The sequence below is a fragment of the Niallia sp. FSL W8-0635 genome (assembly GCF_038007965.1).
Classification (GTDB): domain Bacteria; phylum Bacillota; class Bacilli; order Bacillales; family Cytobacillaceae; genus Niallia.
On the sequence record NZ_JBBOYD010000001.1, the window covers coordinates 1,735,030 to 1,756,088 of the forward strand.

The window sequence follows — 21,059 nt, forward strand, 5'->3', positions numbered from 1 at the left end:
ATGCTGTACTCCTTTTAGAAAAATTAACTAATCAAGTTTTATCGTTTTATTCCCTTATATGTATTTGATAAACTATGGGTTATATTATATTTTTAGTGAGAAAAGAAAAGAGGGTAAATACTACTGTGAAAATAGGTGATTCATTCCCGAAATGGAGTGCTCCGACAATGTGGATTAATGGAGAAGCAAAGGAAATGGAAGAATGGGGAAATAAAGCAACTTTAATTCATTTTTGGTCTGTAAGCTGTTATTTTTGTAAAAGGGCTATGTCGGAATTAAATCAATACAGATATTATTATCAAGAAAAGCTGAACATTATCTCTGTTCATGTTCCTCGATCGGAACATGATTTGGACATTGAATTAGTGAAAAAAACGGCAGTGGAATATAAGTTAACACACTCCATTTATGTTGATCATGAATTTCAGTTAGCTAAAGCATTTTCGAATGAGTATGTTCCATCTTATTATTTGTTTGATCAGAATGGAAAATTACGATACTATCAGGCTGGTGGGACTAATTTGAAAATGTTGGATACTCGAATTAGTCGGGTATTAAATAGCCCAGTAAATCTAACTTAGTGAATATAGGTAGGAACCTTTTGACATGGAAAGGAAAGTATACCCACGCAGTGCCATTTAATGTTATAATTATGGCGTTTAATTAGATAAAGGAAAACTCCTTATTTAGGAGTTTTATCCCCACACTGATAAGATAGAATGTCAATTGGTGTTGACTTCTCGCTCAAAATTAAGTTTATTATGGGAGATAATACTGCCTGTGATGCGAGAGGGAATTTTTACGATAGTTGGAGGATTATATAGTGAAAAGAGCATTTGCGGTTATTGGCTTAGGGAGATTTGGAGGCAGTATTTGCAGAGAATTAACGGAACTAGGCATGGATGTAATGGTTATTGATAAAAGCGAAGAAAAAGTAAATGAATACGCAAATTTAGTTTCGCATGCAGTTGTTGGTAATGCAGTAGATGAAACAGTATTAAAAAGTCTTGGGATCCGTAATTTTGATCATGTTATTGTTGCGATAGGGGAGGATATTCAAGCAAGCATTTTAACAACCTTAATGCTAAAAGAACTTGGTGTGAAAAATATAACCGTCAAAGCACAAAATGATTATCATGAGAAAGTATTAAGTAAAATAGGAGCAGATGCTGTTGTACACCCCGAAAGAGATATGGGAAAAAGGATTGCCCATAATATTGTTTCTAATAATGTACTTGATTATTTAGAGCTCTCTGATGAACATAGTATTGTGGAAATTAAAGCTAGCCATAAATTAGATGGCCGTTCCATTATAGACTTAGATATTCGTGCGAGATATGGAATCACAATCGTTGCAATAAAAAGAGACAAGGAAATTATTGTTTCTCCACAGGCATCAGAACCAATAAGAGAAAAAGATATATTAATTGTTATTGGTGCAGATTCCGATATAAATCGCTTTGAAAAAAAAGTAATGTCTTAAAAGAAAAGCGAAGGGCACCCGTTTAGGCGCGTGTGGGGTGGAGCGGCCAATCCTGAGATAAAGGAAACACGGTGAACGTAAGTGAACCGATGTTGACTTATCGTAGGGAATGGACATGAAGCCCATCAGCGCCTGGTTGACCGGAGCTAGACAAAAAGAAAAGCGAAGGGCACCCGTTTAGGCGCGTGTGGGGTGGAGCGGCCAATCCTGAGATAAAGGAAACACGGTGAACGTAAGTGAACCGATGTTGACTTATCGTAGGGAATGGACATGAAGCCCATCAGCGCCTGGTTGACCGGAGCTAGACAAAAAGAAAAGCGAAGGGCACCCGTTTAGGCGCGTGTGGGGTGGAGTGGCCAATACTGAGATAAAGGAAACACGGTGAACGTAAGTGAACCGATGTTGACTTATCGTAGGGAATGGACATGAAGCCCATCAGCGCCTGGTTGACCGGAGCTAGACAAAAAGAAAAGCGAAGGGCACCCGTTTAGGCGCGTGTGGGGTGGAGTGGCCAATACTGAGATAAAGGAAACACGGTGAACGCTCGAGCCTATAAACAGTGGGCTCTCCAGAAATGGACATCTATATTTTCTTAAACTTAAAAAAGGAGCTATTTGTTCAATTGCTGAACAAATAGCTCCTTTTTATTATCCTGTTACACTTCCATAATAATAGGAAGAATCATTGGTCTACGTTTTGTTTTTTCGTAAAGGAATGGTGAAATCGTATCAATAATTTCATTCTTGATTTCAGACCATTGCGTCGTTTTGCGTTCCATTACTTTATTTAGATGCTTGCTAATTAAGTTTTGAGCATCGTTTATTAAATCGCCAGACTCACGCATGTACACAAATCCTCTTGAAATAAGATCTGGTCCAGCTGCGATTCTAAAGTCTGTCATATTAATGCTTACAACAACAACCACTAAGCCTTCTTCTGAAAGGATTCGACGGTCGCGTAATACGATATTGCCTATATCTCCAATTCCGCTTCCATCAATATAAACATTACCGGATGGGATTTTACCAGCAACCTGCGCTGTATCACTTGAAAGGGCCAATACTTCACCATTATCCATGATAAAGCAGTTTTCCTCTTTCACGCCACAGTCAACAGCTGTTTGCGCATGCGTCTTTTGCATTCTAAATTCACCATGGATTGGCATAAAGAATTTAGGCTTAATTAATCGAAGCATTAGCATTTGTTCCTGCTGTCCACCATGTCCAGAAGTATGAATATTGCTAAGCGGTCCAGAAATAACTTCTGCGCCAGCTCTAAAAAGCATATTAATTGTTTTGTTTACACTTAGTGTATTTCCTGGTACAGGGTTAGAAGAGAACACAACTGTATCACCAGGGATGATTTGGATTTGTCTATGTGTTCCATTTGCGATTCTGGAAAGAGCAGCCATAGGTTCCCCTTGACTTCCTGTACAAAGAATCACCACTTGATTAGCAGGCAATCGATTAATTTGCTGAGGATCAACAAAGGTTTCTTTTGGCGCTTTTATAAAACCAAGCTCCAAACCAATATTGATGGCAGCCTCCATGCTTCGTCCAAATACAGCTATTTTACGACCAAATTCTACCGCAGCGTCTGTTACTTGCTGTAATCGATAAATATTGGATGCAAAAGTAGCGAAAATCAATCGTCCATCTGCTTTTATAAATATATCATGAATGCTTTTTCCAACTTTTTTCTCGGACATTGTGAAATTTGGAACTTCACTATTTGTACTGTCTGATAATAAGCATAGTACGCCTTCTTTACCGATTTCCGCCATCTTTGTTAAATTGGCAGGTTCTCCAACCGGTGTAAAGTCAAATTTGAAATCTCCAGTATGCACGATGTTTCCAGGTGGTGTTTTTACAACAATACCATAGGAATCTGGAATACTATGAGTGGTTCTAAAGAAGGAAACGGATGTTTTTCTAAATTTAATCACATCATCTTCTTGAATTTCATGCATTGTAGTTTGACGTAATAATCCGTGTTCTTCAAGTTTGTTTCGAACAAGGGCTAATGCCAATTTCCCTCCATAAAGAGGAATATTAACTTGTCTTAAAAGGTAAGGAATACCACCAATATGATCTTCGTGACCATGCGTGATAAATAAGCCTTTAATTTTGTCTACGTTCTTCTCTAAAAATGTATAATCAGGAATAACATAGTCAATTCCTAAAAGCTCGTCCTCCGGGAATTTAATTCCAGCATCAATTAAAATGATTTCATCTTGAAACTGGACAGCGTAGGTATTTTTGCCGATTTCCCCTAGTCCACCTAAGGCAAATACAGCAGTTTGATCATTTTTTACAAATTTCATTATTCAATCTCCAATACTGTAAAGTCTTCGTTTAGTTGTTCATATTCTAAGAATGCACCTTCTACACGAGTTATAAACTCGATATTATATGGTTTTTCTGCCAATTTTGTTCTAACATCTCTTTCAGATACACCTTTCACATAAATGGTTCTTGTATTTTCTCTTACTGGTACCTCTGTTTTTAAATCTTGAAAATATACTTTGAATATCATTGTAATTCGCTCCTTAATCATTTGTATCTAAAATTTATTATATAAAAAAATAACATGTTTTTCATGTTTTTTCTTTTAATAGCAATCGTTATCAATCAATGGTTGGATAGAAAAGTAACTATAGTATGTACATTACCCACTAGGAAATGATTATAAAATAAAAGGTCAGACTCATCTCCACTCAACTTGTAAATATAGTGGTATAATAACCACTATATTTAATAAAGCGTGGCATAGGTCAGACCATAAAAATACCCTTCAATTTTTTAAGCTATTGTTTTTTTACGCAGTAAATCTTTCCACTGTTTTAAAAGCTTTTTTCTTAGCTTCTTTAACATAGTGGATCATCTCCTTAATTCTATTTTAAACCATTCTTGTACAAAGTAAAGTCATCTTCTCATTTTATATATCTTTTTGTAAAAAAATAGTTTTTTGAGATGTTGTTTTTGACTGATTTTTCTATTTAAATTGAAAGTGATTTTACATAATCTATTTAACAGTGAATGGTTCGTTCATTTTATCAGGCTATTTTCAAAGTGGAAACGATGATAATTATCACATTCTAGATGAAAATGCCTTTTATATTAATAGTATATGCTTTTTTTTGTAGGATTCTCATGGATAATGTTGGTAATTGTAAAATAGGCTTTAGCTTAAATGGTTTTTTAAAGAAAGCTGATTAAGAGGGGGAATATCTAGACCGAATTCTAACCTATTTTCATTGCATTTTGAAGAAAAGAGGAAGGGGAAGGCTCGAAGATTTATGTTGTAAATGATCGAACCCAAAAAAGAAGGATTGGGAAGTTTAAGCTTATCTTTCTACAGGGATTGCATTATCAATAGGAAGAAACGGATCATTTTCATTAATATGGTCATAAAACATGACACCATTTAAATGATCGATTTCATGTTGAAACACAATAGCCACCAGGCCTTTAAGGCGTAGTTTCACATCTTTTCCATCCAAATCGATTCCTTTTACCGTGATTCTTGCGTATCTTGGTACAAATCCAGGAATGGCTTCGTCTACAGAGAGACAGCCTTCTCCTGTAGTTAAATAGGCTTTTTCTACCGAATGGCTAATGATTTTAGGATTAAAAAGCCCATAGCTATATTGCTTGCCATTTTCATCTTTAACGTGCACCGCAATCATGCGTTTTGAAACATTTATTTGTGGGGCAGCTAATCCTACACCACCTCTTAAGCCATACTTTTCCGCAATTTCGGGATCTTGACTATTTATTACATATTCAAGCATGCTTTTCAAAATATCTTTTTCTTCTTGACTTGGTGGCATGGTAACTTCCGCAGACACTTTTCTTAATGTCGGATGGCCATCGCGAATAATATCTTCCATTGTAATCAAAAATAATCACTTCCTTGTATCTGTCTATAAAGTAGTCTAACAGAGAAAGAATAAAAAGTTAATATAAGAGAATAGTACTTTATGCAACAAGATAATTATATATACCTATAATATATTACAGGACAAGCTAATATGTTTATTATATATATTAGTTATCAGCCAACCGTTATTGTAAAAATACAGAAGAATCGATATAGTTATAAGAAAGTGAGGAGGAAACAGATGAAAAGAAATATTTTAATGATTAGCACAATCATGCTATTTGCAATGATTGCTGCTGGCTGTAATTTTCAGTCTCCGAGTGAGAAAATGTATGAAAAACTCGAAGAAGTAGTTGAAATTGAAATTGGTTTTGAAGAACAACAAGAGCCTCTTGTAACTTTAGAAAAGAAAGAACAAGATATTTATTCCAAAATTATTAGTCTTGGTTTAGAAGATATGGATGAAATTACAAAGTTATCGGACGAGGCGATCGAATCCATTGCAAAACGAAAAGAATATATGGATAAAGAAGCAGATAGTATAAAGCAGTCACAAGAAAAGTTTGAGACAATAACATCTGATATGGAAGATCTTGAAGAAAAGGAAGATAAACAGTTAAAAGAAAAAGCAGATGAGCTTTATAAAACAATGATGGCTCGTTATGAAGAACATGATAAATTATACGGTAATTACATAGAAGGTCTTAATAGCGATAAAAAACTGTATGAAATGTTTAAAGATAAAGACGTTAATATGGAAGATTTAGAAAATCAAGTGAAAAAAATCAATGAAACGTATGAGATGGTATACGAAAACAACCAAAAGTTTAATGAGTTAACGAAAAAATATAATGAATTAAAAGTAGACTTTTACAACGAAGCTGGAATTAAAATTAAAATGAGTGACGAGAAGGAAGAGAAATAAACAATTTTAAAAAAATGTCTTCCTACAATAATTAAAATAAGTCATAGAACAGAAAGTCTTGGGAGTAATAAATTTACTCTGTTGGACAAACTGTTTCTATGACTTTTTTTATGGTTTAATATAATGGATTTCTCTATTTAACAGAGTTCGATAAAACATAAAAAAACGGTTCCTTCCTTAAAAAAGCAAGAATGCTGTTTATTCGACAACTAGATAAATTATTATAAAACAGTTGCGAATAGTGGAATCTGTATGATACAGATGCTATTTTATAAATAATACAGTTAGATTAATTTTATGTAAAAAAATATTAAAAACTTCGAGCTTAAAGATTGACGGATAATATTTAAGTATATTAAACTTATACATGTATTGAACAGTTGTATTAATATTTACATATAAATAATTGATACAGTCTATACGGAAACCGAATTAATTTATAAGACGTTTTTTCTTGCGTATTTTGTGGAAAACTGTTTTAGTATGGTTTTTTTTGTTGCTTAAAGTGATATGCTGTAAGTAATAGAAAGCGTTACCTAACTCAATGTTTACAACTGTAGACATGTAGCATTTTACAGAGAAAAGTCTTTTAATATGAAAGGAAAGGGTGGCTTTAATGGCTTCTAAAACAAAGAAGGCACAATTTGATGTGCAAGCACAGCTTGAACAAGTGGCAAACCAATTTCAAACACTTCAGATTCTAAATGAAGAGGGCGAAGTTGTAAACGAATCTGCAATGCCTGATTTAAGTGATGAGCAATTACAAGAATTAATGACTCGTATGGTATATACTCGTATTCTTGATCAACGCTCTATCTCATTAAACAGACAAGGTCGCCTAGGTTTCTATGCACCTACTGCAGGACAAGAGGCTTCTCAATTAGCTTCTCAATTCGCATTAGAAAAAGAAGATTTCATTCTTCCAGGATATCGTGATGTTCCACAAATTATTTGGCACGGTCTTCCTTTATCTCAAGCATTCTTATTCTCACGTGGTCACTTCCAAGGAAATCAAATTCCTGAAGGTGTTAACGTAATTTCTCCACAAATCATTATCGGTGCACAATACATCCAAACAGCTGGTGTAGCATTAGGAATGAAAAAACGTGGTGCTAAATCTGTTGCAATTACTTATACAGGTGACGGTGGTGCTTCACAAGGTGATTTCTACGAAGGAATTAACTTTGCTGGTGCATTCAAAGCTCCTGCAATTTTCGTTGTTCAAAACAACCGTTTTGCAATTTCTACTCCAGTTGAGAAACAATCTGCTGCGAAAACAATTGCTCAAAAAGCAGTTGCTGCAGGTATCCCTGGAATTCAAGTAGATGGTATGGACGCTTTAGCAGTTTATGCTGCTGTTCGTGAAGCTCGTGAAAGAGCAATCAACGGAGAAGGTCCTACATTAATCGAAACTTTAACTTACCGTTATGGTCCACATACAATGGCTGGGGATGACCCAACTCGCTACCGTACTGCTGACCTTGATAGCGAATGGGAAAAGAAAGATCCTTTAGTACGTTTCCGTAAATTCCTTGAAAACAAAGGCATTTGGAACGAAGAGAAAGAAAACGCAGTAATCGAGCGTGCTAAAGAAGAAATTAAAGAAGCAATTAAAATTGCTGACGAAGCTCCAAAACAAAAAGTTACTGACTTAATGAACATCATGTATGAAGAGCTACCAGCTAATCTTCAAGAACAATATGAAATTTATGCAGCAAAGGAGTCGAAGTAAGCCATGGCGCAAATGACTATGATTCAAGCAATCACTGATGCGTTACGCACAGAATTACGTAATGATCCAAATGTATTAGTATTTGGAGAAGACGTAGGTGTAAACGGCGGTGTATTCCGTGCGACAGAAGGTCTTCAAAAAGAATTCAGTGAAGATCGTGTATTTGATACTCCATTAGCTGAATCTGGAATTGGTGGTTTAGCAATCGGTTTAGGACTTCAAGGCTACCGTCCAGTACCGGAAATTCAATTCTTTGGTTTCGTTTATGAAGTAATGGATAGTATTTCTGGACAAATGGCTCGTATGCGTTACCGTTCAGGTGGTCGCTACAATGCACCAGTAACAATTCGTTCACCATTTGGTGGTGGAGTTCATACTCCTGAACTTCATGCGGACAGCTTAGAAGGATTAATGGCACAACAACCTGGTCTTAAAGTTGTTATTCCATCAACTCCTTACGATGCTAAAGGTTTATTAATTTCTGCTATTCGAGATAACGATCCTGTTATTTTCTTAGAGCATATGAAATTATACCGTTCATTCCGTCAAGAAGTTCCAGAAGAAGAGTACACTATTCCTCTTGGAAAAGCGGATGTTAAGCGCGAAGGTAAAGACCTTTCTATCATTACTTATGGAGCAATGGTTCAAGAGTCTATTAAAGCAGCAGAAGAATTAGAAAAAGAAGGATACTCAGTGGAAGTAGTTGACTTACGTACGGTTAGCCCACTAGATATCGAAACAATCATTGGCTCTGTTGAAAAAACAGGAAGAGCTGTTGTAGTTCAAGAAGCACAAAAACAAGCTGGTATTGCAGCTAATGTTGTTGCTGAAATCAATGATCGCGCAATTCTAAGCTTAGAAGCTCCAGTTCTACGTGTAACTGCACCTGATACTGTATTTGCATTTACTCAAGCAGAGACTGTATGGCTTCCAAACTTTAAAGATATTATTGAAACGGCTAAAAAAGTTCTAACTTTCTAATCATTACCGAATAAAATTCGCATGAGAATTAGAAGATAAGTTAGTTAAAGAAGAAAATTTTTCATAAGAATATTAGGAGGTTGTCACATTGGCTTTTCAATTTAGATTGCCTGACATTGGTGAAGGTATTCACGAAGGCGAAATCGTAAAATGGTTTGTTAAACCAGGCGATAAAGTACAAGAAGATGATGTATTATGTGAAGTGCAAAATGATAAAGCAGTAGTTGAAATTCCTTCTCCAGTTGAAGGTACTGTAGAAGAAGTTTTAGTTGAAGAAGGAACAGTTGCAATCGTTGGTGATGTATTAATTACATTTGATGCTCCTGGATACGAAAATCTACAATTCAAAGGCGATCATGCTGATGAAGCTCCAGCTGCTGAAGAAGCAAAACCTGAAGCTGCTGAAGAAAGCAAAGCACAAGAAGCGGATGTTGATCCAAGCAGACGCATCATTGCAATGCCTTCTGTACGTAAATATGCTCGTGATAAAGGAGTAGAAATTCAACTTGTTTCTGGTTCTGGTAAAAACGGACGTATTTCGAAAGAAGACATTGATGCACACTTAAATGGTGGTGCTGCACCTGCTAGCCAACCAGCTGCAGAAGCTGCTCCAGCTGAAACTACTACTACTGAAGCACCTAAGCCACTTGCTATTCCAGAAGGTGACTTCCCAGAAACTCGTGAGAAAATGAGTGGAATTAGAAAAGCTATTGCTAAAGCAATGGTAAACTCTAAGCACACTGCTCCTCACGTAACATTGATGGACGAAATTGAAGTGTCTAACTTAGTTGCACATCGTAAGAAGTATAAAGAAGTTGCTGCAGCAAAAGGTATTAAATTAACATTCTTACCTTATGTAGTAAAAGCTTTAACAAGTGCATTAAAAGAATTCCCAGCTTTAAACACATCATTAGATGATGCTACAAGCGAAATCGTTCATAAGCACTACTACAATATCGGTATTGCTGCTGATACAGAAAAAGGTTTATTAGTTCCTGTTGTTAAAAATGCTGATCGCAAAGGTATCTTTAACATCTCTAACGAAATTAATGAACTTGCTGTTAAAGCAAGAGACGGTAAATTAGCTCCAGCTGAAATGAAAGGTGCTTCTTGCACAATTTCTAACATTGGATCTGCTGGTGGACAATGGTTTACTCCAGTAATCAACCATCCTGAAGTTGCTATTTTAGGTATTGGTCGTATTGCGGAAAAAGCTATCGTTAAAGATGGAGAAATTGTTGCTGCTCCTGTATTAGCACTTTCTTTAAGCTTTGACCACAGAATGATCGACGGAGCTACTGCTCAAAATGCAATGAATCATATTAAGCGTTTATTGAACGATCCAGAACTATTGTTAATGGAGGCGTAAAAACATGGTAGTTGGAGATTTTCCTATTGAAACAGATACTATAGTCATTGGTGCGGGTCCTGGTGGATATGTTGCAGCAATTCGTGCAGCACAATTAGGACAAAAAGTTACAATCGTTGAGAAAAACGTATTAGGTGGAGTTTGCTTGAACGTTGGATGTATTCCTTCTAAAGCTTTAATCTCTGCTGGACATCGTTATGAGCATGCTGCACATTCTGCAGACATGGGGATTACAACTGAAAATGTAAAAGTTGACTTCTCAAAAGTTCAAGCTTGGAAAGACAGTGTTGTTAAAAAGCTTACTGGTGGAGTAGAAGGACTTTTAAAAGGAAACAAAATTGATATTGCATATGGTGAAGCATATTTCGTAGATGCTAACACATTAAAAGTAATGGACGAGAAAAATTCTCAAACTTATACTTTTAAAAATGCAATTATCGCAACTGGATCTCGTCCAATCGAAATCCCTACTTTCAAATTCTCTAAACGAGTTCTTGATTCAACTGGTGCTCTTGCACTTCAAGAAATTCCAGAGAAAATTGTTGTAATCGGTGGAGGATATGTTGGTACTGAACTTGGTGGAGCATATGCTAACTTTGGTACTCAAGTAACAATCCTTGAAGGTGCTGACGAAATTCTTGGTGGTTTCGAAAAACAAATGTCTTCATTAGTTACTCGTAACCTTAAGAAAAAAGGCGCTGAAATCATTACAAAAGCAATGGCTAAAGGTGTTGAAGAAAGTGACACTGGCGTTGTTGTTAAATATGAAGTTAAAGGCGAAGAAAAATCAGTTGAAGCTGATTATGTATTCGTAATGGTTGGTAGAAAACCTAATACAGACGAACTTGGCTTAGAACAAGTTGGTATTGAGTTAGGCGAACGCGGAATCATTAAAACAGATAAGCAATGCCGTACAACTGTAAGCAATATCTTTGCTATCGGTGACGTAGTATCTGGTCCTCCATTAGCTCATAAAGCTTCTTATGAAGGTAAAATTGCTGCTGAAGTTATTGCTGGACATAACTCAGAAATCGACTATTTAGGAATTCCTGCAGTTGTATTCTCTGAGCCAGAATTAGCTACAGTTGGTCACACAGAAGCATCAGCGAAAGAAGCTGGAATCGAAGTGAAAGCTGCTAAATTCCCATTTGCAGCTAACGGTCGTGCCCTAGCTCTTAACGATGCTGAAGGTTTCATGAAGCTTGTTACACGTAAAGAAGATGGTCTTGTAATTGGTGCTCAAATCGCTGGTCCAAGTGCATCTGATATGATTGCTGAATTAGGTTTAGCTATCGAAGCTGGAATGACAGCTGAAGATTTAGCTATGACTATCCATGCTCATCCAACTTTAGGTGAGGTAACAATGGAAGCAGCGGAAGTTGCAATTGGTAACCCAATTCATATCTTACGTTAATTATTAAAAAAGAAGTCCTCTTTTAAAGAGGGCTTCTTTTTTTTGAGTTTAAAAATAGAGAAGGAATCTCTTGAATTTACACATTTTTAATATAATTAGCTATATTTTATCCAGCCTTATTGCTGTTTTTTTCAAGAAAATAATTATAAAATAAAACAAAAGATTGATACATATACTAGTATTAATCGCTAATGGAGGAAGGGTGGTGTTTTTCTTGAAGATTTATACAGCAATATTATTTCAACTAATCATTTGGAGTGGATTTTCCATTATTGAATGGTTATCAAGACATGATTTAATTCTATATAAAGTGTTTATGTTCGGGGTATTTTTTTATTTGGCTATTATCATAGGAAATTCAATCATAAAATCAACAAGAAAAACAATGTTAGCCACAATGATCAGTTTATCCATTTACGGTTCCTTCCATTTAATTATGACGATTATTTCTGTAGTATGAAAGAAAAAGTGATAACGATAAAATTGTTGTTCTTATAGGATTAGTTGGATTTTTGTAAACTGAGAAGAAGTCTCTGAGCGTGAGCCGTAAGGAGTAGAGAAGCGGCAAAAAGGTAAAAGAGAAAGCGTCTCTACGCCGAAATAGAGTAGAGAAGCAGCAAAAAGGTAACAGAGAAATCCACTGATCCATTATCTACTACTTCTTTTAAAGCAAAAATCCCTTGTAATAAACAAAGGCATGTTATCTATATAGAATCAAAGCCCACGTAACTTATTTTATTGTCTCCGTTTTGCTGGTATTTTTCCAAAATAGCTTTTCAAAACAGTGTAGATTGATAGAATTAGCAAGAAAAACACAAGAAAACTAAAAATAAACGAAACTGGATGAAAAATTGTTTTCGTTTGAATCGGAGACTCGAATGAAACTTCTAAAGGATATGCATTCGATGAAGCAGGTAACAGCTTTTGTTGTTCTGCGAACGGGATTGGACCACCAAAACGGAAGGATTGTTCTAATTGTTCTGGTTTATGTTCCACGTAATTTTTAAAGATAAAGGGGGTTGCAAGGCTAGTTAGTAAACTTATAATCGTAATAACAATAAATTTTTTCAAAAAAGAAAACTCCAATCTTTCAAATACCTCTAGAAGATAGATGCTTATTATTCAGTTATCTCCAAATAGAAGACAGGAATACCTGCATTTGGCATTCCTGTTCATTATTATAATTCTATTATCTTATTGCACGATGCTCCTTAATGACGCGAAGCTTTTTAAAATCGTAATCCTCAGGCCCTTGAACAGGCAATCCTGCTTCCATATTTCTTTTAATATAGGTAAGGTTATCTTCCGTAATAATTTCACCAGGGATGAAAATTGGGATTCCTGGTGGGTACACCATTATGAATTCTGCAATCACTCTTCCGACGGACTCATCAAAATTAATTAATTCTGTCTCTGAATAGAATGCATCTCTTGGTGTTAATGCTAAAAGAGGGATGTTTGGTAGCATCACTCTTGCCTCTACTCTCGAAGCTTTGTCTTTTCGTTCTTCGGCTAGAGCTTTTAAGGCATCAATTAAAATATTTGCTTCTCTTTCTGAATCACCAGGTGTAATAATACACAGGATATTATACAGATCAGACATTTCTACTTCAATACGATAATTTTTACGAAGCCACTCTTCTGCATCATGACCAGTTAAGCCAAGATCTTTCACAGAAATTATCAGCTTTGTTGGGTCGTAATCAAAAGCTGAATCAGATTCAAGAATTTCTTCCCCAACACAGTATAGATGATCTATATCATTAATTTGTCTACGAATATATTGCGCAAGATTAATCGTTTTATCGATCAACTCTTTTCCTTCTGTTGCAAGGCGTTTTCTAGCAACATCTAGAGATGCTAGTAACAGGTAGGAAGTACTTGTTGTTGTCAGCATACTTAAAATAGATTGTACACGTTTATAGCTAATTAAATTGCCTCTCATATTTAAAATCGAGCTTTGCGTCATTGAACCACCAAGTTTGTGTACACTTGTTGCTGCGATATCTGCACCAGCTTGCATAGCAGACATGGGAAGATCCTCATGAAAATGAATGTGAACCCCATGTGCTTCATCTACAAGAACAGGGATATTATAAGAATGTGCTAAATCGACAATCGTCTTTAAATCTGCAGAAATGCCAAAATAAGTTGGGTTAATGACTAATAGGCCCTTCGCATCTGGATGAAGGTCTAAAGCATGTTGAACAGATTCAATGGTGATTCCATGGGAAATGCCAAGGTTTTTATCCACTTCTGGATGGATGAAAATTGGGATTGCTCCAGCAAATATAATCGCAGACATAACTGATTTATGAACATTTCTCGGAACAATTATTTTATCTCCTGGGCCACAAACACTCATGATCATTGTCATGATAGCACCACTTGTGCCTTGAACGGAAAAGAAAGTGTGATCTGCTCCAAATGCTTCTGCAGCAAGTTGTTGAGCTTGTTTAATCATCCCTTTTGGATAATGAAGATCATCAAGTGGACCAATATTAATAAGGTCTATCGAAAGGGCGTTTTCTCCGATAAAGTTTCTAAATTCTGGATCCATTCCATTTCCTTTTTTATGCCCAGGTATATGAAATTGTACAGGATCCTTTTTAACATGTTCCAATAATCCGTGGTATAACGGTGTTTCGTGTTGTGACAATTTATTACCACACCTCTTTATTTAGTATTTTTATGCAATTTTAAGCGAACTTTATTGAAATTCCTTATGTAGTTGCTAGAAAATGTACAGTGTATTTTGTCGCTGTATTGTCTAAAATTAACTACTGATTACTAGTTATTACCCTAATCATAATATATAAAAATCATAAAACAAAAGAATTATAGCATTTTTTATTTTCTTTGCATACAATTAGTTTTTAGTATGAGGAAAAGAATTATTTATTTACATCATAATTTTAGGCTGTTTTCTAAAAGATTGTTGTTTTTTCAATAGGAGAAAAGAGTTAGTTGAATAATGGAGCAGCCGGAATACACGTAGTTGCCTCGGGGATTAGCGAGACAGTCTGAGACCCCGGAGTCGAAGCTGAGGAGGCTTAAGCTTAGCCCCACGGAAAGCGAAGTGTATTCTGATATGGGGATAATCGCAACAAACTTTACGAAAACAGCCTAATTTTATATTTCAATGTGGTTTAAAAAGGGGATTAGCAGAAGTTTAAGGCGCTGTTTTACATTCTTCGATACTTACATTACAATAATTTCAGTTGCAAAAATAATGATAGGATGTGAAAAGATGGATTATCAATATCCAATTGATATCGATTGGTCTACAGATGAAATTATTACAGTGGTTAAATTTTTTGAATGCATCGAACTAGCCTTTGAAAAAGGGGTAGACAAGACAGAGTTAATGGAACAATACCGTGCATTTAAAAAAATTGTACCCGGGAAAGCGCAAGAAAAGAAAGTTTGCGATGAATTTGAAGAAGTAAGTGGGTATTCAACCTACCGAACGATAAAGAAAGCAAAAGAAGCACCGGATAATAGTAAAATAAAGATGCCGTAAGCGAAAATTTGTTTCTGTAGCTAAAGCGGAAGAAATGCACTTTACATATACATACAGGGATGGTTATTATTGGCTGATAATAACCATCCGTATATAAAGATAAAAAAACTTGGGTAGGAATCCCAAGTTTTTTGTGTTCTCGCTGTCCATATAGCTTGTCCGATTTAATACTCCAATGACAATTTATATATTGGAAGTAATGTCTCATACGTTTCTTCAATTAAGGAAAGTAATGCTTCTCCGTTTGAGAGAATAGGGTCCCCAACAGGAATTTGCTGTCCCACTAAAAATTCAGCTTTCTTTACATCGCGGAATCTAGTTAAGGCTGCGCTTAAATCGGCTTCTCCAATTGTGACAGCTTCTTTTTTCATATGATCCATAGAAAGGAAATAATTCTTTGGCAGAGTTGACTCTAATAGCTCGTAATTCGCTAAAAAGCCTTCTGCAATTTCTTTCTTTTTAGGAAGTTCATATATATAAGCTAGCCAAATAAACAAATGGTCATCAAATAATCCAACTTGGAAATGAGGATGTTGTTTATATCCGCGCTTATTACTTGCAATGGCAAGCCATGTATCTTTTGGCGGATTTACAGTGCGTCTTGCATGTTTAGCAATATGCAGGAACATTTCCATCCCAAGTTTTCCAGAAAGCTGCTCTGTAAGCTCTGTGCCAATTTCACGGAATTTTGGCTGAATTCTCTCTTGGATTGCTTCCATTCGTGAGTCCAGTCCTTCTATCATAAATGTATCAAAATCTTTTTGTGCAAAACCAGTGAACGCCATTATTTCTTATCTCCTTTTTAGTTTATCTCTAAAGTTTCCGGGTAAATAGTGTATATAAAATCAAGTAAGCTATCTAGTCAGTTACTTGCATCTTCATCTTTAGATATGCTTTTCGCAAATATTGTAGCATACATAAATAATATTATGAAGAAATATGGATTGAACTAGGTTATAGCACAAAAAAGGAGCAAGCTAATTGGTTTCCACATAATATATATGAAATCAACAGAAATGCAAGTCGATGAAAGGGGTGTACTGTCAGTGAAACAATTAATGAATTTAGCGAAGAAAATGGAAGTGGAAAAGGAAAAAAAGGCCGTTCTTCGTCTAGAAATGGATTATGAGTTGGCTACCTTATTCGATGCAATCAATGAAAAGAATGAAAAGCAAAAAAAATTAAGTAAGCAAAAACTAGAAAGAATTAGACAGGAACTTCTAAGACTTAAAGCGTTGTAATAAATAATAAGAAAGAAGTTAGGTGATCATGTAGCTGACTCTGTAGGACGAATTTTTTCCTATAGAGTCAGCTACATGATTTTGCATGGAATGGAAGGATTTAATACGAGCAGTAACTCGTGGGATTTTCTTCTTATATGGTACTATAGATTATAAGGATTGATTTTTTTGATTATTCTTGAAGTATGTTTACGAATTAGATAAGCTAAAATATAGTAAGTGATAAAAAAGAATGTAAAGAAGGTTGAGAAGATGACAAATTGGCTTGAAATCGATAAGTATGCAAAAGAATGGATTAAAGAGGCAGGCGAAAGAATCATCAAGTCTTTTTCGTCCGAGCTCGTTATTCAAACAAAATCAAGTAAAAATGATTTAGTCACACAAATTGACAAGGGAACAGAAGAATTCTTGATTCATAAAATTAATGAGGTTTTCCCTTCTCATCGCATTTTAGGAGAAGAGGGGGTAAGTGAATCTTTAGAAGACTTAAAAGGAATCGTTTGGATTATTGACCCAATTGATGGAACGATGAATTTTGTTCATATGCAACGGGATTTTGCTATCTCTATTGGAATTTATGAAGAGGGAGTAGGAAAAATCGGCCTCATATATGATGTTGTAGCAGATGAACTTTATCATGTTCAAAAAGGAAATGGTGTTTATATGAATGATACTAAGCTATTGCCGTTAAAGGACACTGCTGTTGAAGAGGCGATAATTGGGTTAAATGCCACATGGGTTACAAAAAATAAACGGATAGATCCGACTATATTAGAACCACTTGTAAGAGAGTCAAGAGGGACAAGATCTTTTGGTTCTGCTTGTTTAGAGCTTGCCTATATCGCTGCTGGACGTATGGATGCGTACTTAACTTTAAGATTATCTCCTTGGGATTATGCAGCAGGTAAGATAATGGTAGAAGAACTGGGAGGAAAGGTAACAACTTTAAGAAATGAGTCTCTCGATTTATTAACCCAACAATCCTTTTTTGCGTCTAAACCTGGATTGCATGATGAAATTCTTCAAAAATATTTAAAGGATGGTAATTGGTAAACAACTAAGAACGCTGTTTTGCGATTACTTGCTGCATTTTCTTTTTTTTATGGGATCTAAGGAACCATATGCTACAAAACAGGAAAAAGCAAATAAGTGTGCCAATTAATGTTTTTTCAACAATACATATCCCGATACTAACAAAACTTGAAATTCCATAAATGTTATAGTGAAAAAATGGATATTTATCAAAATTCATGTTTATCTTCCTTTATTATGGTGTATATTAATCCGAAATAATAGCGTATGATAATCTTAAAACCATCCCACAGCGAATGATGTGGGGTTTTTTATCTGTGGTTCCCCCTTCTATAATACTATGGTATGGAATGGAAAGAACAGAAATAATGTAAAGAATTTGATAATTTATAGGATAAATGGGTTGGTTAAAAAATATTTTTTGGAAATAGCGTTTACATTCGGTATTTTTTTTAAAAGCATTTAGGTTTCTTCGTAATTATGTGATATAATGACTCAGTTATAATATTATTAAAAAAATAAGTTAAATCCAGATAGACATATTTTAGGTAGGAGTGAAATTTTTGAAAATTAGAGAAGATATTCGTAACATTGCTATTATTGCTCACGTTGACCACGGTAAAACGACGTTGGTTGATCAGCTGCTAAAACAATCCGGCACATTCCGTACAAATGAACATGTGGAAGAACGTGCAATGGATTCCAATGATTTAGAAAGAGAACGTGGAATAACAATATTAGCGAAAAATACTGCTATTCAATATAAAGATAAACGTATTAACATCTTAGACACACCAGGACATGCTGACTTTGGTGGAGAAGTGGAACGTATCATGAAAATGGTTGACGGTGTTCTACTTGTTGTTGATGCATATGAAGGTTGTATGCCTCAAACACGTTTCGTATTGAAAAAAGCATTAGAGCAAAACTTAACTCCAATTGTAGTTGTTAACAAAATTGACCGTGATTTTGCTCGTCCTGCTGAAGTAATTGATGAAGTTCTTGACTTATTTATTGAGTTAGATGCAACAGAAGAACAATTAGAATTCCCTGTTATCTATGCATCAGCTATTAATGGTACAGCTAGCACAAACCCTGAAAAACAAGATGAGAACATGCAATCATTATATGATGCAATTGTAGATCATATTCCTTCACCAGTTGATAATCGCGAAGAGCCTTTACAATTCCAAGTAGCTCTTTTAGACTACAACGACTATGTTGGAAGAATTGGTATCGGTCGTGTATTCCGCGGTACGATGAAAGTTGGTCAACAAGTAGCGTTAATGAAATTAGATGGAACTGTTAAGCAATTCCGTGTAACAAAAATCTTTGGTTTCTTCGGATTGAAACGTCAAGAAATCGAAGAAGCATACGCTGGAGATTTAATCGCAGTATCAGGAATGGAAGATATTAACGTTGGTGAAACAGTATGTCCGTTTGAACATCAAGATGCACTTCCTGTTTTACGTATCGATGAGCCAACTCTTCAAATGACATTCTTAGTTAATAACTCACCTTTCGCAGGTAAAGAAGGTAAATATTTAACTTCAAGAAAAATTGAAGAAAGATTACGCGCTCAATTAGAAACAGATGTGAGCTTACGTGTTGAAAATACTGATTCTCCAGATGCTTGGACTGTATCAGGACGTGGAGAGCTTCATTTATCTATCTTAATTGAGAACATGCGTCGTGAAGGTTATGAGCTTCAAGTTTCAAAACCAGAAGTAATTGTTCGAACTATAGATGGTGTTCGTTGTGAGCCAATTGAACGTGTACAAATTGATGTTCCTGAAGAGCATACAGGTTCTGTAATGGAGTCAATTGGTGCTCGTAAAGGTGAAATGTTAGATATGATCAATAATGGTAACGGACAAGTTCGTTTAATCTTTAACGTACCTGCTCGTGGACTAATTGGTTATACAACTGAATTCTTAACATTGACTCGCGGTTATGGTATCATCAACCATACATTCGATAGCTATCAACCAATGGCATCTGGCCAAGTTGGTGGACGTCGCCAAGGTGTATTAGTAAGTATGGAATCAGGAAAATCATCTACTTATGGAATCATGCAAGTAGAAGACCGCGGAATTATCTTTGTTGAAGCTGGAACTGAAATTTATGAAGGAATGATTGTTGGAGAGCATACACGTGAAAATGACATCACTGTTAATATCACAAAAGTAAAACAAGCAACAAACATCCGTTCAGCAAACAAAGACCAAACAGCAACAATGAAAAAACCAAGAATTATGACTCTAGAGGAATCTTTAGAATACTTAAATGAAGATGAGTATTGTGAAGTAACTCCAGAATCCATTCGTTTACGTAAAAAAATCTTAAATAAAGCAGAACGTGAAAGAGCAGGCAAGAAGAAAAAATCTGCTGAATAATAAGAGTAAAAAGAAGTCATCGGGTGATGGCTTCTTTTTTGTGTTTGGAAAAGGGCGGAGAGGGTTATTATGGCTGGAAATCGGTATTAGGGATTGTTGAGCAAGTGGAAAAAGTGGTGTTCATAAAGGGGATGAAAGCCACATGAAGCGTTGTGAGAGGGAAAAGTGGTGTTCATAAAGGGGATAAAAGCTACATGAAGCATTTTGAGTGAAAAAAATAGCGTTCATCCCGTAGATGAAAAGCCACATTAACCATTGCAAGTAATAAAAAATGAAGTCAAAAAGGAAAAACTAGAATAAGAAGTAACTGAATAACCTCTTCATAGCTATCAAAATTTAATACCCTCCCACTAATAGTAATACAACAACATAATCAAAATAATTAAAGTGTTTTCTTCCATCAAACTCTATTTTGTAATTAGTAAATAAAGGAAAGGGAGGAATATAATGAAGATTTTTCAATTTAATAAAGAGTCTGGTAAGAAAATCACTCCATTTAATTCTAATTTTATCCTTAGTCGCATCGTTCAAACAGAGAAAGCAGCTCATATTGGATGTATGCATCTTGAAGAAAATGGGATTATTGGCTTTCATCAAGCGGTAGTACCTCAGCTTTTGTTAATTGTTAATGGAGTGGGCTATGTTAGAGGAGAAACGAATGAATGGTTTCAAGTTCGAAGTGGGGATGCGGTGTTCTGGGATAAAGAGGAATGGCATGAAACGAAAACAGATATTGGGTTAACAGCCATCGTTATTGAAAGTGAAGATATAATGCCTGAATTAAAAATGCCGTTAAAAGAGAAGCGTATATAAAAAAAGAAGACCTTAGTTAAAAGATCTTCTTTTTATACAAAAGCTTGTCTACTTACCAATCATCTTCTTGCGTTTTATTTTGATAAAGAACAAAGTTTCCAGAATCGATTCTTTTTTTTGTGTTTAACGCGATTCTATCTTCACATTCTTTACACATATACGTATGAATTGGTCTATTTCTCAGACGTTTTGCTTCAAAGGAGTTTTCGTCTATATCCTCAATTTTATCGCATATCACACATTTTACTTTCAATAGCTGCACCTCTAA

The 21,059-nt window shown here is 35.4% G+C and carries 21 protein-coding genes; 13 read left to right on the top strand and 8 right to left on the bottom strand.

All coding sequences use genetic code 11. The features are described from left to right. The first annotated feature begins 74 nt into the window (after positions 1–74). Positions 75–581, top strand: coding sequence for a TlpA family protein disulfide reductase (locus NYE52_RS08080; RefSeq protein WP_341192603.1), 507 nt, complete (start codon positions 75–77; stop codon positions 579–581). A gap of 242 nt (positions 582–823) precedes the next feature. Continuing rightward, positions 824–1,483, top strand: a complete 660-nt coding sequence (locus tag NYE52_RS08085; RefSeq protein ID WP_341192604.1) for a potassium channel family protein — start codon at positions 824–826, stop codon at positions 1,481–1,483. Between the two features lie 655 nt (positions 1,484–2,138). Here the strand turns inward: NYE52_RS08085 and rnjA are convergent. The 3 genes from rnjA to def all read right to left on the bottom strand — a co-directional run bounded on the left by rnjA (position 2,139) and on the right by def (position 5,384). Further along, positions 2,139–3,806, bottom strand: coding sequence for a ribonuclease J1 (gene rnjA / locus NYE52_RS08090; RefSeq protein ID WP_341192605.1), 1,668 nt, complete (start codon positions 3,804–3,806; stop codon positions 2,139–2,141). Beyond that, complete coding sequence (locus NYE52_RS08095) at positions 3,806–4,018, bottom strand: DNA-dependent RNA polymerase subunit epsilon (protein WP_341192606.1); 213 nt, start codon at positions 4,016–4,018, stop codon at positions 3,806–3,808. The genes rnjA and NYE52_RS08095 overlap by 1 nt, the downstream gene beginning before the upstream one ends. 811 nt (positions 4,019–4,829) lie before the next feature. Beyond that, positions 4,830–5,384, bottom strand: a complete 555-nt coding sequence (def, locus tag NYE52_RS08100) for a peptide deformylase (RefSeq protein ID WP_341192607.1) — start codon at positions 5,382–5,384, stop codon at positions 4,830–4,832. A gap of 222 nt (positions 5,385–5,606) precedes the next feature. Between def and NYE52_RS08105 the strand changes: the two genes are divergently transcribed. The 6 genes from NYE52_RS08105 to NYE52_RS08130 all read left to right on the top strand — a co-directional run bounded on the left by NYE52_RS08105 (position 5,607) and on the right by NYE52_RS08130 (position 12,246). Beyond that, the gene (locus NYE52_RS08105) at positions 5,607–6,290 is read left to right on the top strand and encodes a YkyA family protein (protein WP_341192608.1); all 684 of its coding nucleotides are present in this window, start codon (positions 5,607–5,609) and stop codon (positions 6,288–6,290) included. 616 nt (positions 6,291–6,906) lie between these two features. Next, positions 6,907–8,022 (top strand): pyruvate dehydrogenase (acetyl-transferring) E1 component subunit alpha, encoded by a 1,116-nt coding sequence (pdhA, locus tag NYE52_RS08110; protein ID WP_341192609.1) that lies wholly within the window; start codon positions 6,907–6,909, stop codon positions 8,020–8,022. A 3-nt stretch (positions 8,023–8,025) separates the two neighbouring features. Next, positions 8,026–9,003, top strand: coding sequence for an alpha-ketoacid dehydrogenase subunit beta (locus NYE52_RS08115; protein ID WP_095329054.1), 978 nt, complete (start codon positions 8,026–8,028; stop codon positions 9,001–9,003). 88 nt (positions 9,004–9,091) lie between these two features. Continuing rightward, on the top strand, positions 9,092–10,372 hold the full coding sequence (locus NYE52_RS08120) for a dihydrolipoamide acetyltransferase family protein (RefSeq protein WP_341192610.1): 1,281 nt from the start codon (positions 9,092–9,094) through the stop codon (positions 10,370–10,372). 4 nt (positions 10,373–10,376) lie between these two features. Next, positions 10,377–11,786: a dihydrolipoyl dehydrogenase gene (lpdA, locus tag NYE52_RS08125; protein WP_312096868.1), complete on the top strand. Its 1,410-nt coding sequence runs from the start codon at positions 10,377–10,379 to the stop codon at positions 11,784–11,786. Between the two features lie 205 nt (positions 11,787–11,991). Beyond that, entirely contained in the window at positions 11,992–12,246 is a 255-nt protein-coding gene (locus NYE52_RS08130; RefSeq protein WP_341192611.1) for a hypothetical protein, read from the top strand. A gap of 275 nt (positions 12,247–12,521) precedes the next feature. Here NYE52_RS08130 and NYE52_RS08135 read toward each other — a convergent pair whose 3' ends face one another. Together NYE52_RS08135 and NYE52_RS08140 are read right to left on the bottom strand one after the other, a co-directional pair. Further along, the gene (locus NYE52_RS08135) at positions 12,522–12,857 is read right to left on the bottom strand and encodes a hypothetical protein (RefSeq protein ID WP_341192612.1); all 336 of its coding nucleotides are present in this window, start codon (positions 12,855–12,857) and stop codon (positions 12,522–12,524) included. 118 nt (positions 12,858–12,975) lie between these two features. Further along, positions 12,976–14,445 carry an aminotransferase class I/II-fold pyridoxal phosphate-dependent enzyme gene (locus NYE52_RS08140; protein ID WP_341192613.1) on the bottom strand — a complete coding sequence of 490 codons (1,470 nt, stop codon included), beginning with the start codon at positions 14,443–14,445 and terminating at the stop codon, positions 12,976–12,978. Positions 14,446–15,036: 591 nt separating this feature from the next. On the opposite strand from NYE52_RS08140, the gene NYE52_RS08145 reads away from it, so the two are divergent. Further along, complete coding sequence (locus tag NYE52_RS08145) at positions 15,037–15,309, top strand: UPF0223 family protein (RefSeq protein ID WP_341192614.1); 273 nt, start codon at positions 15,037–15,039, stop codon at positions 15,307–15,309. A 164-nt stretch (positions 15,310–15,473) separates the two neighbouring features. Here the strand turns inward: NYE52_RS08145 and NYE52_RS08150 are convergent, their stop codons facing one another. After that, positions 15,474–16,094 carry a YktB family protein gene (locus NYE52_RS08150; RefSeq protein ID WP_341192615.1) on the bottom strand — a complete coding sequence of 207 codons (621 nt, stop codon included), beginning with the start codon at positions 16,092–16,094 and terminating at the stop codon, positions 15,474–15,476. Positions 16,095–16,355: 261 nt separating this feature from the next. Here NYE52_RS08150 and NYE52_RS08155 point away from each other — a divergent pair, with 261 nt between their 5' ends. Both NYE52_RS08155 and NYE52_RS08160 read left to right on the top strand, forming a co-directional pair. Further along, positions 16,356–16,550, top strand: a complete 195-nt coding sequence (locus NYE52_RS08155; protein WP_341192616.1) for a hypothetical protein — start codon at positions 16,356–16,358, stop codon at positions 16,548–16,550. A gap of 252 nt (positions 16,551–16,802) precedes the next feature. Further along, the gene (locus NYE52_RS08160) at positions 16,803–17,603 is read left to right on the top strand and encodes an inositol monophosphatase family protein (RefSeq protein WP_341192617.1); all 801 of its coding nucleotides are present in this window, start codon (positions 16,803–16,805) and stop codon (positions 17,601–17,603) included. A 4-nt stretch (positions 17,604–17,607) separates the two neighbouring features. Here the strand turns inward: NYE52_RS08160 and NYE52_RS24705 are convergent, their stop codons facing one another. Next, entirely contained in the window at positions 17,608–17,802 is a 195-nt protein-coding gene (locus NYE52_RS24705; RefSeq protein ID WP_445669098.1) for a DUF5325 family protein, read from the bottom strand. A gap of 343 nt (positions 17,803–18,145) precedes the next feature. Here NYE52_RS24705 and typA point away from each other — a divergent pair, with 343 nt between their 5' ends. Both typA and NYE52_RS08170 read left to right on the top strand, forming a co-directional pair. Then, positions 18,146–19,978: a translational GTPase TypA gene (gene typA / locus NYE52_RS08165; protein ID WP_341192618.1), complete on the top strand. Its 1,833-nt coding sequence runs from the start codon at positions 18,146–18,148 to the stop codon at positions 19,976–19,978. Positions 19,979–20,425: 447 nt separating this feature from the next. Further along, complete coding sequence (locus NYE52_RS08170) at positions 20,426–20,791, top strand: cupin (RefSeq protein WP_341192619.1); 366 nt, start codon at positions 20,426–20,428, stop codon at positions 20,789–20,791. A gap of 52 nt (positions 20,792–20,843) precedes the next feature. On the opposite strand, the gene NYE52_RS08175 is transcribed toward NYE52_RS08170, so the two are convergent. After that, positions 20,844–21,044 carry a YlaI family protein gene (locus NYE52_RS08175; protein WP_341192620.1) on the bottom strand — a complete coding sequence of 67 codons (201 nt, stop codon included), beginning with the start codon at positions 21,042–21,044 and terminating at the stop codon, positions 20,844–20,846. Positions 21,045–21,059 lie beyond the last annotated feature (15 nt).

Coding starts and splice junctions, on each gene's coding strand:
- pdhA (WP_341192609.1), top strand. CDS start 6,907: ATGGCTTCTAAAACAAAGAAGGCACAATTTGATGTGCAAGCACAGCTT.
- NYE52_RS08080 (WP_341192603.1), top strand. CDS start 75: ATGGGTTATATTATATTTTTAGTGAGAAAAGAAAAGAGGGTAAATACT.
- NYE52_RS08095 (WP_341192606.1), bottom strand. CDS start 4,018: ATGATATTCAAAGTATATTTTCAAGATTTAAAAACAGAGGTACCAGTA.
- NYE52_RS08105 (WP_341192608.1), top strand. CDS start 5,607: ATGAAAAGAAATATTTTAATGATTAGCACAATCATGCTATTTGCAATG.
- rnjA (WP_341192605.1), bottom strand. CDS start 3,806: ATGAAATTTGTAAAAAATGATCAAACTGCTGTATTTGCCTTAGGTGGA.
- lpdA (WP_312096868.1), top strand. CDS start 10,377: ATGGTAGTTGGAGATTTTCCTATTGAAACAGATACTATAGTCATTGGT.
- NYE52_RS24705 (WP_445669098.1), bottom strand. CDS start 17,802: ATGAATTTTGATAAATATCCATTTTTTCACTATAACATTTATGGAATT.
- NYE52_RS08145 (WP_341192614.1), top strand. CDS start 15,037: ATGGATTATCAATATCCAATTGATATCGATTGGTCTACAGATGAAATT.
- NYE52_RS08170 (WP_341192619.1), top strand. CDS start 20,426: ATGAAGATTTTTCAATTTAATAAAGAGTCTGGTAAGAAAATCACTCCA.
- NYE52_RS08160 (WP_341192617.1), top strand. CDS start 16,803: ATGACAAATTGGCTTGAAATCGATAAGTATGCAAAAGAATGGATTAAA.
- NYE52_RS08115 (WP_095329054.1), top strand. CDS start 8,026: ATGGCGCAAATGACTATGATTCAAGCAATCACTGATGCGTTACGCACA.
- NYE52_RS08150 (WP_341192615.1), bottom strand. CDS start 16,094: ATGGCGTTCACTGGTTTTGCACAAAAAGATTTTGATACATTTATGATA.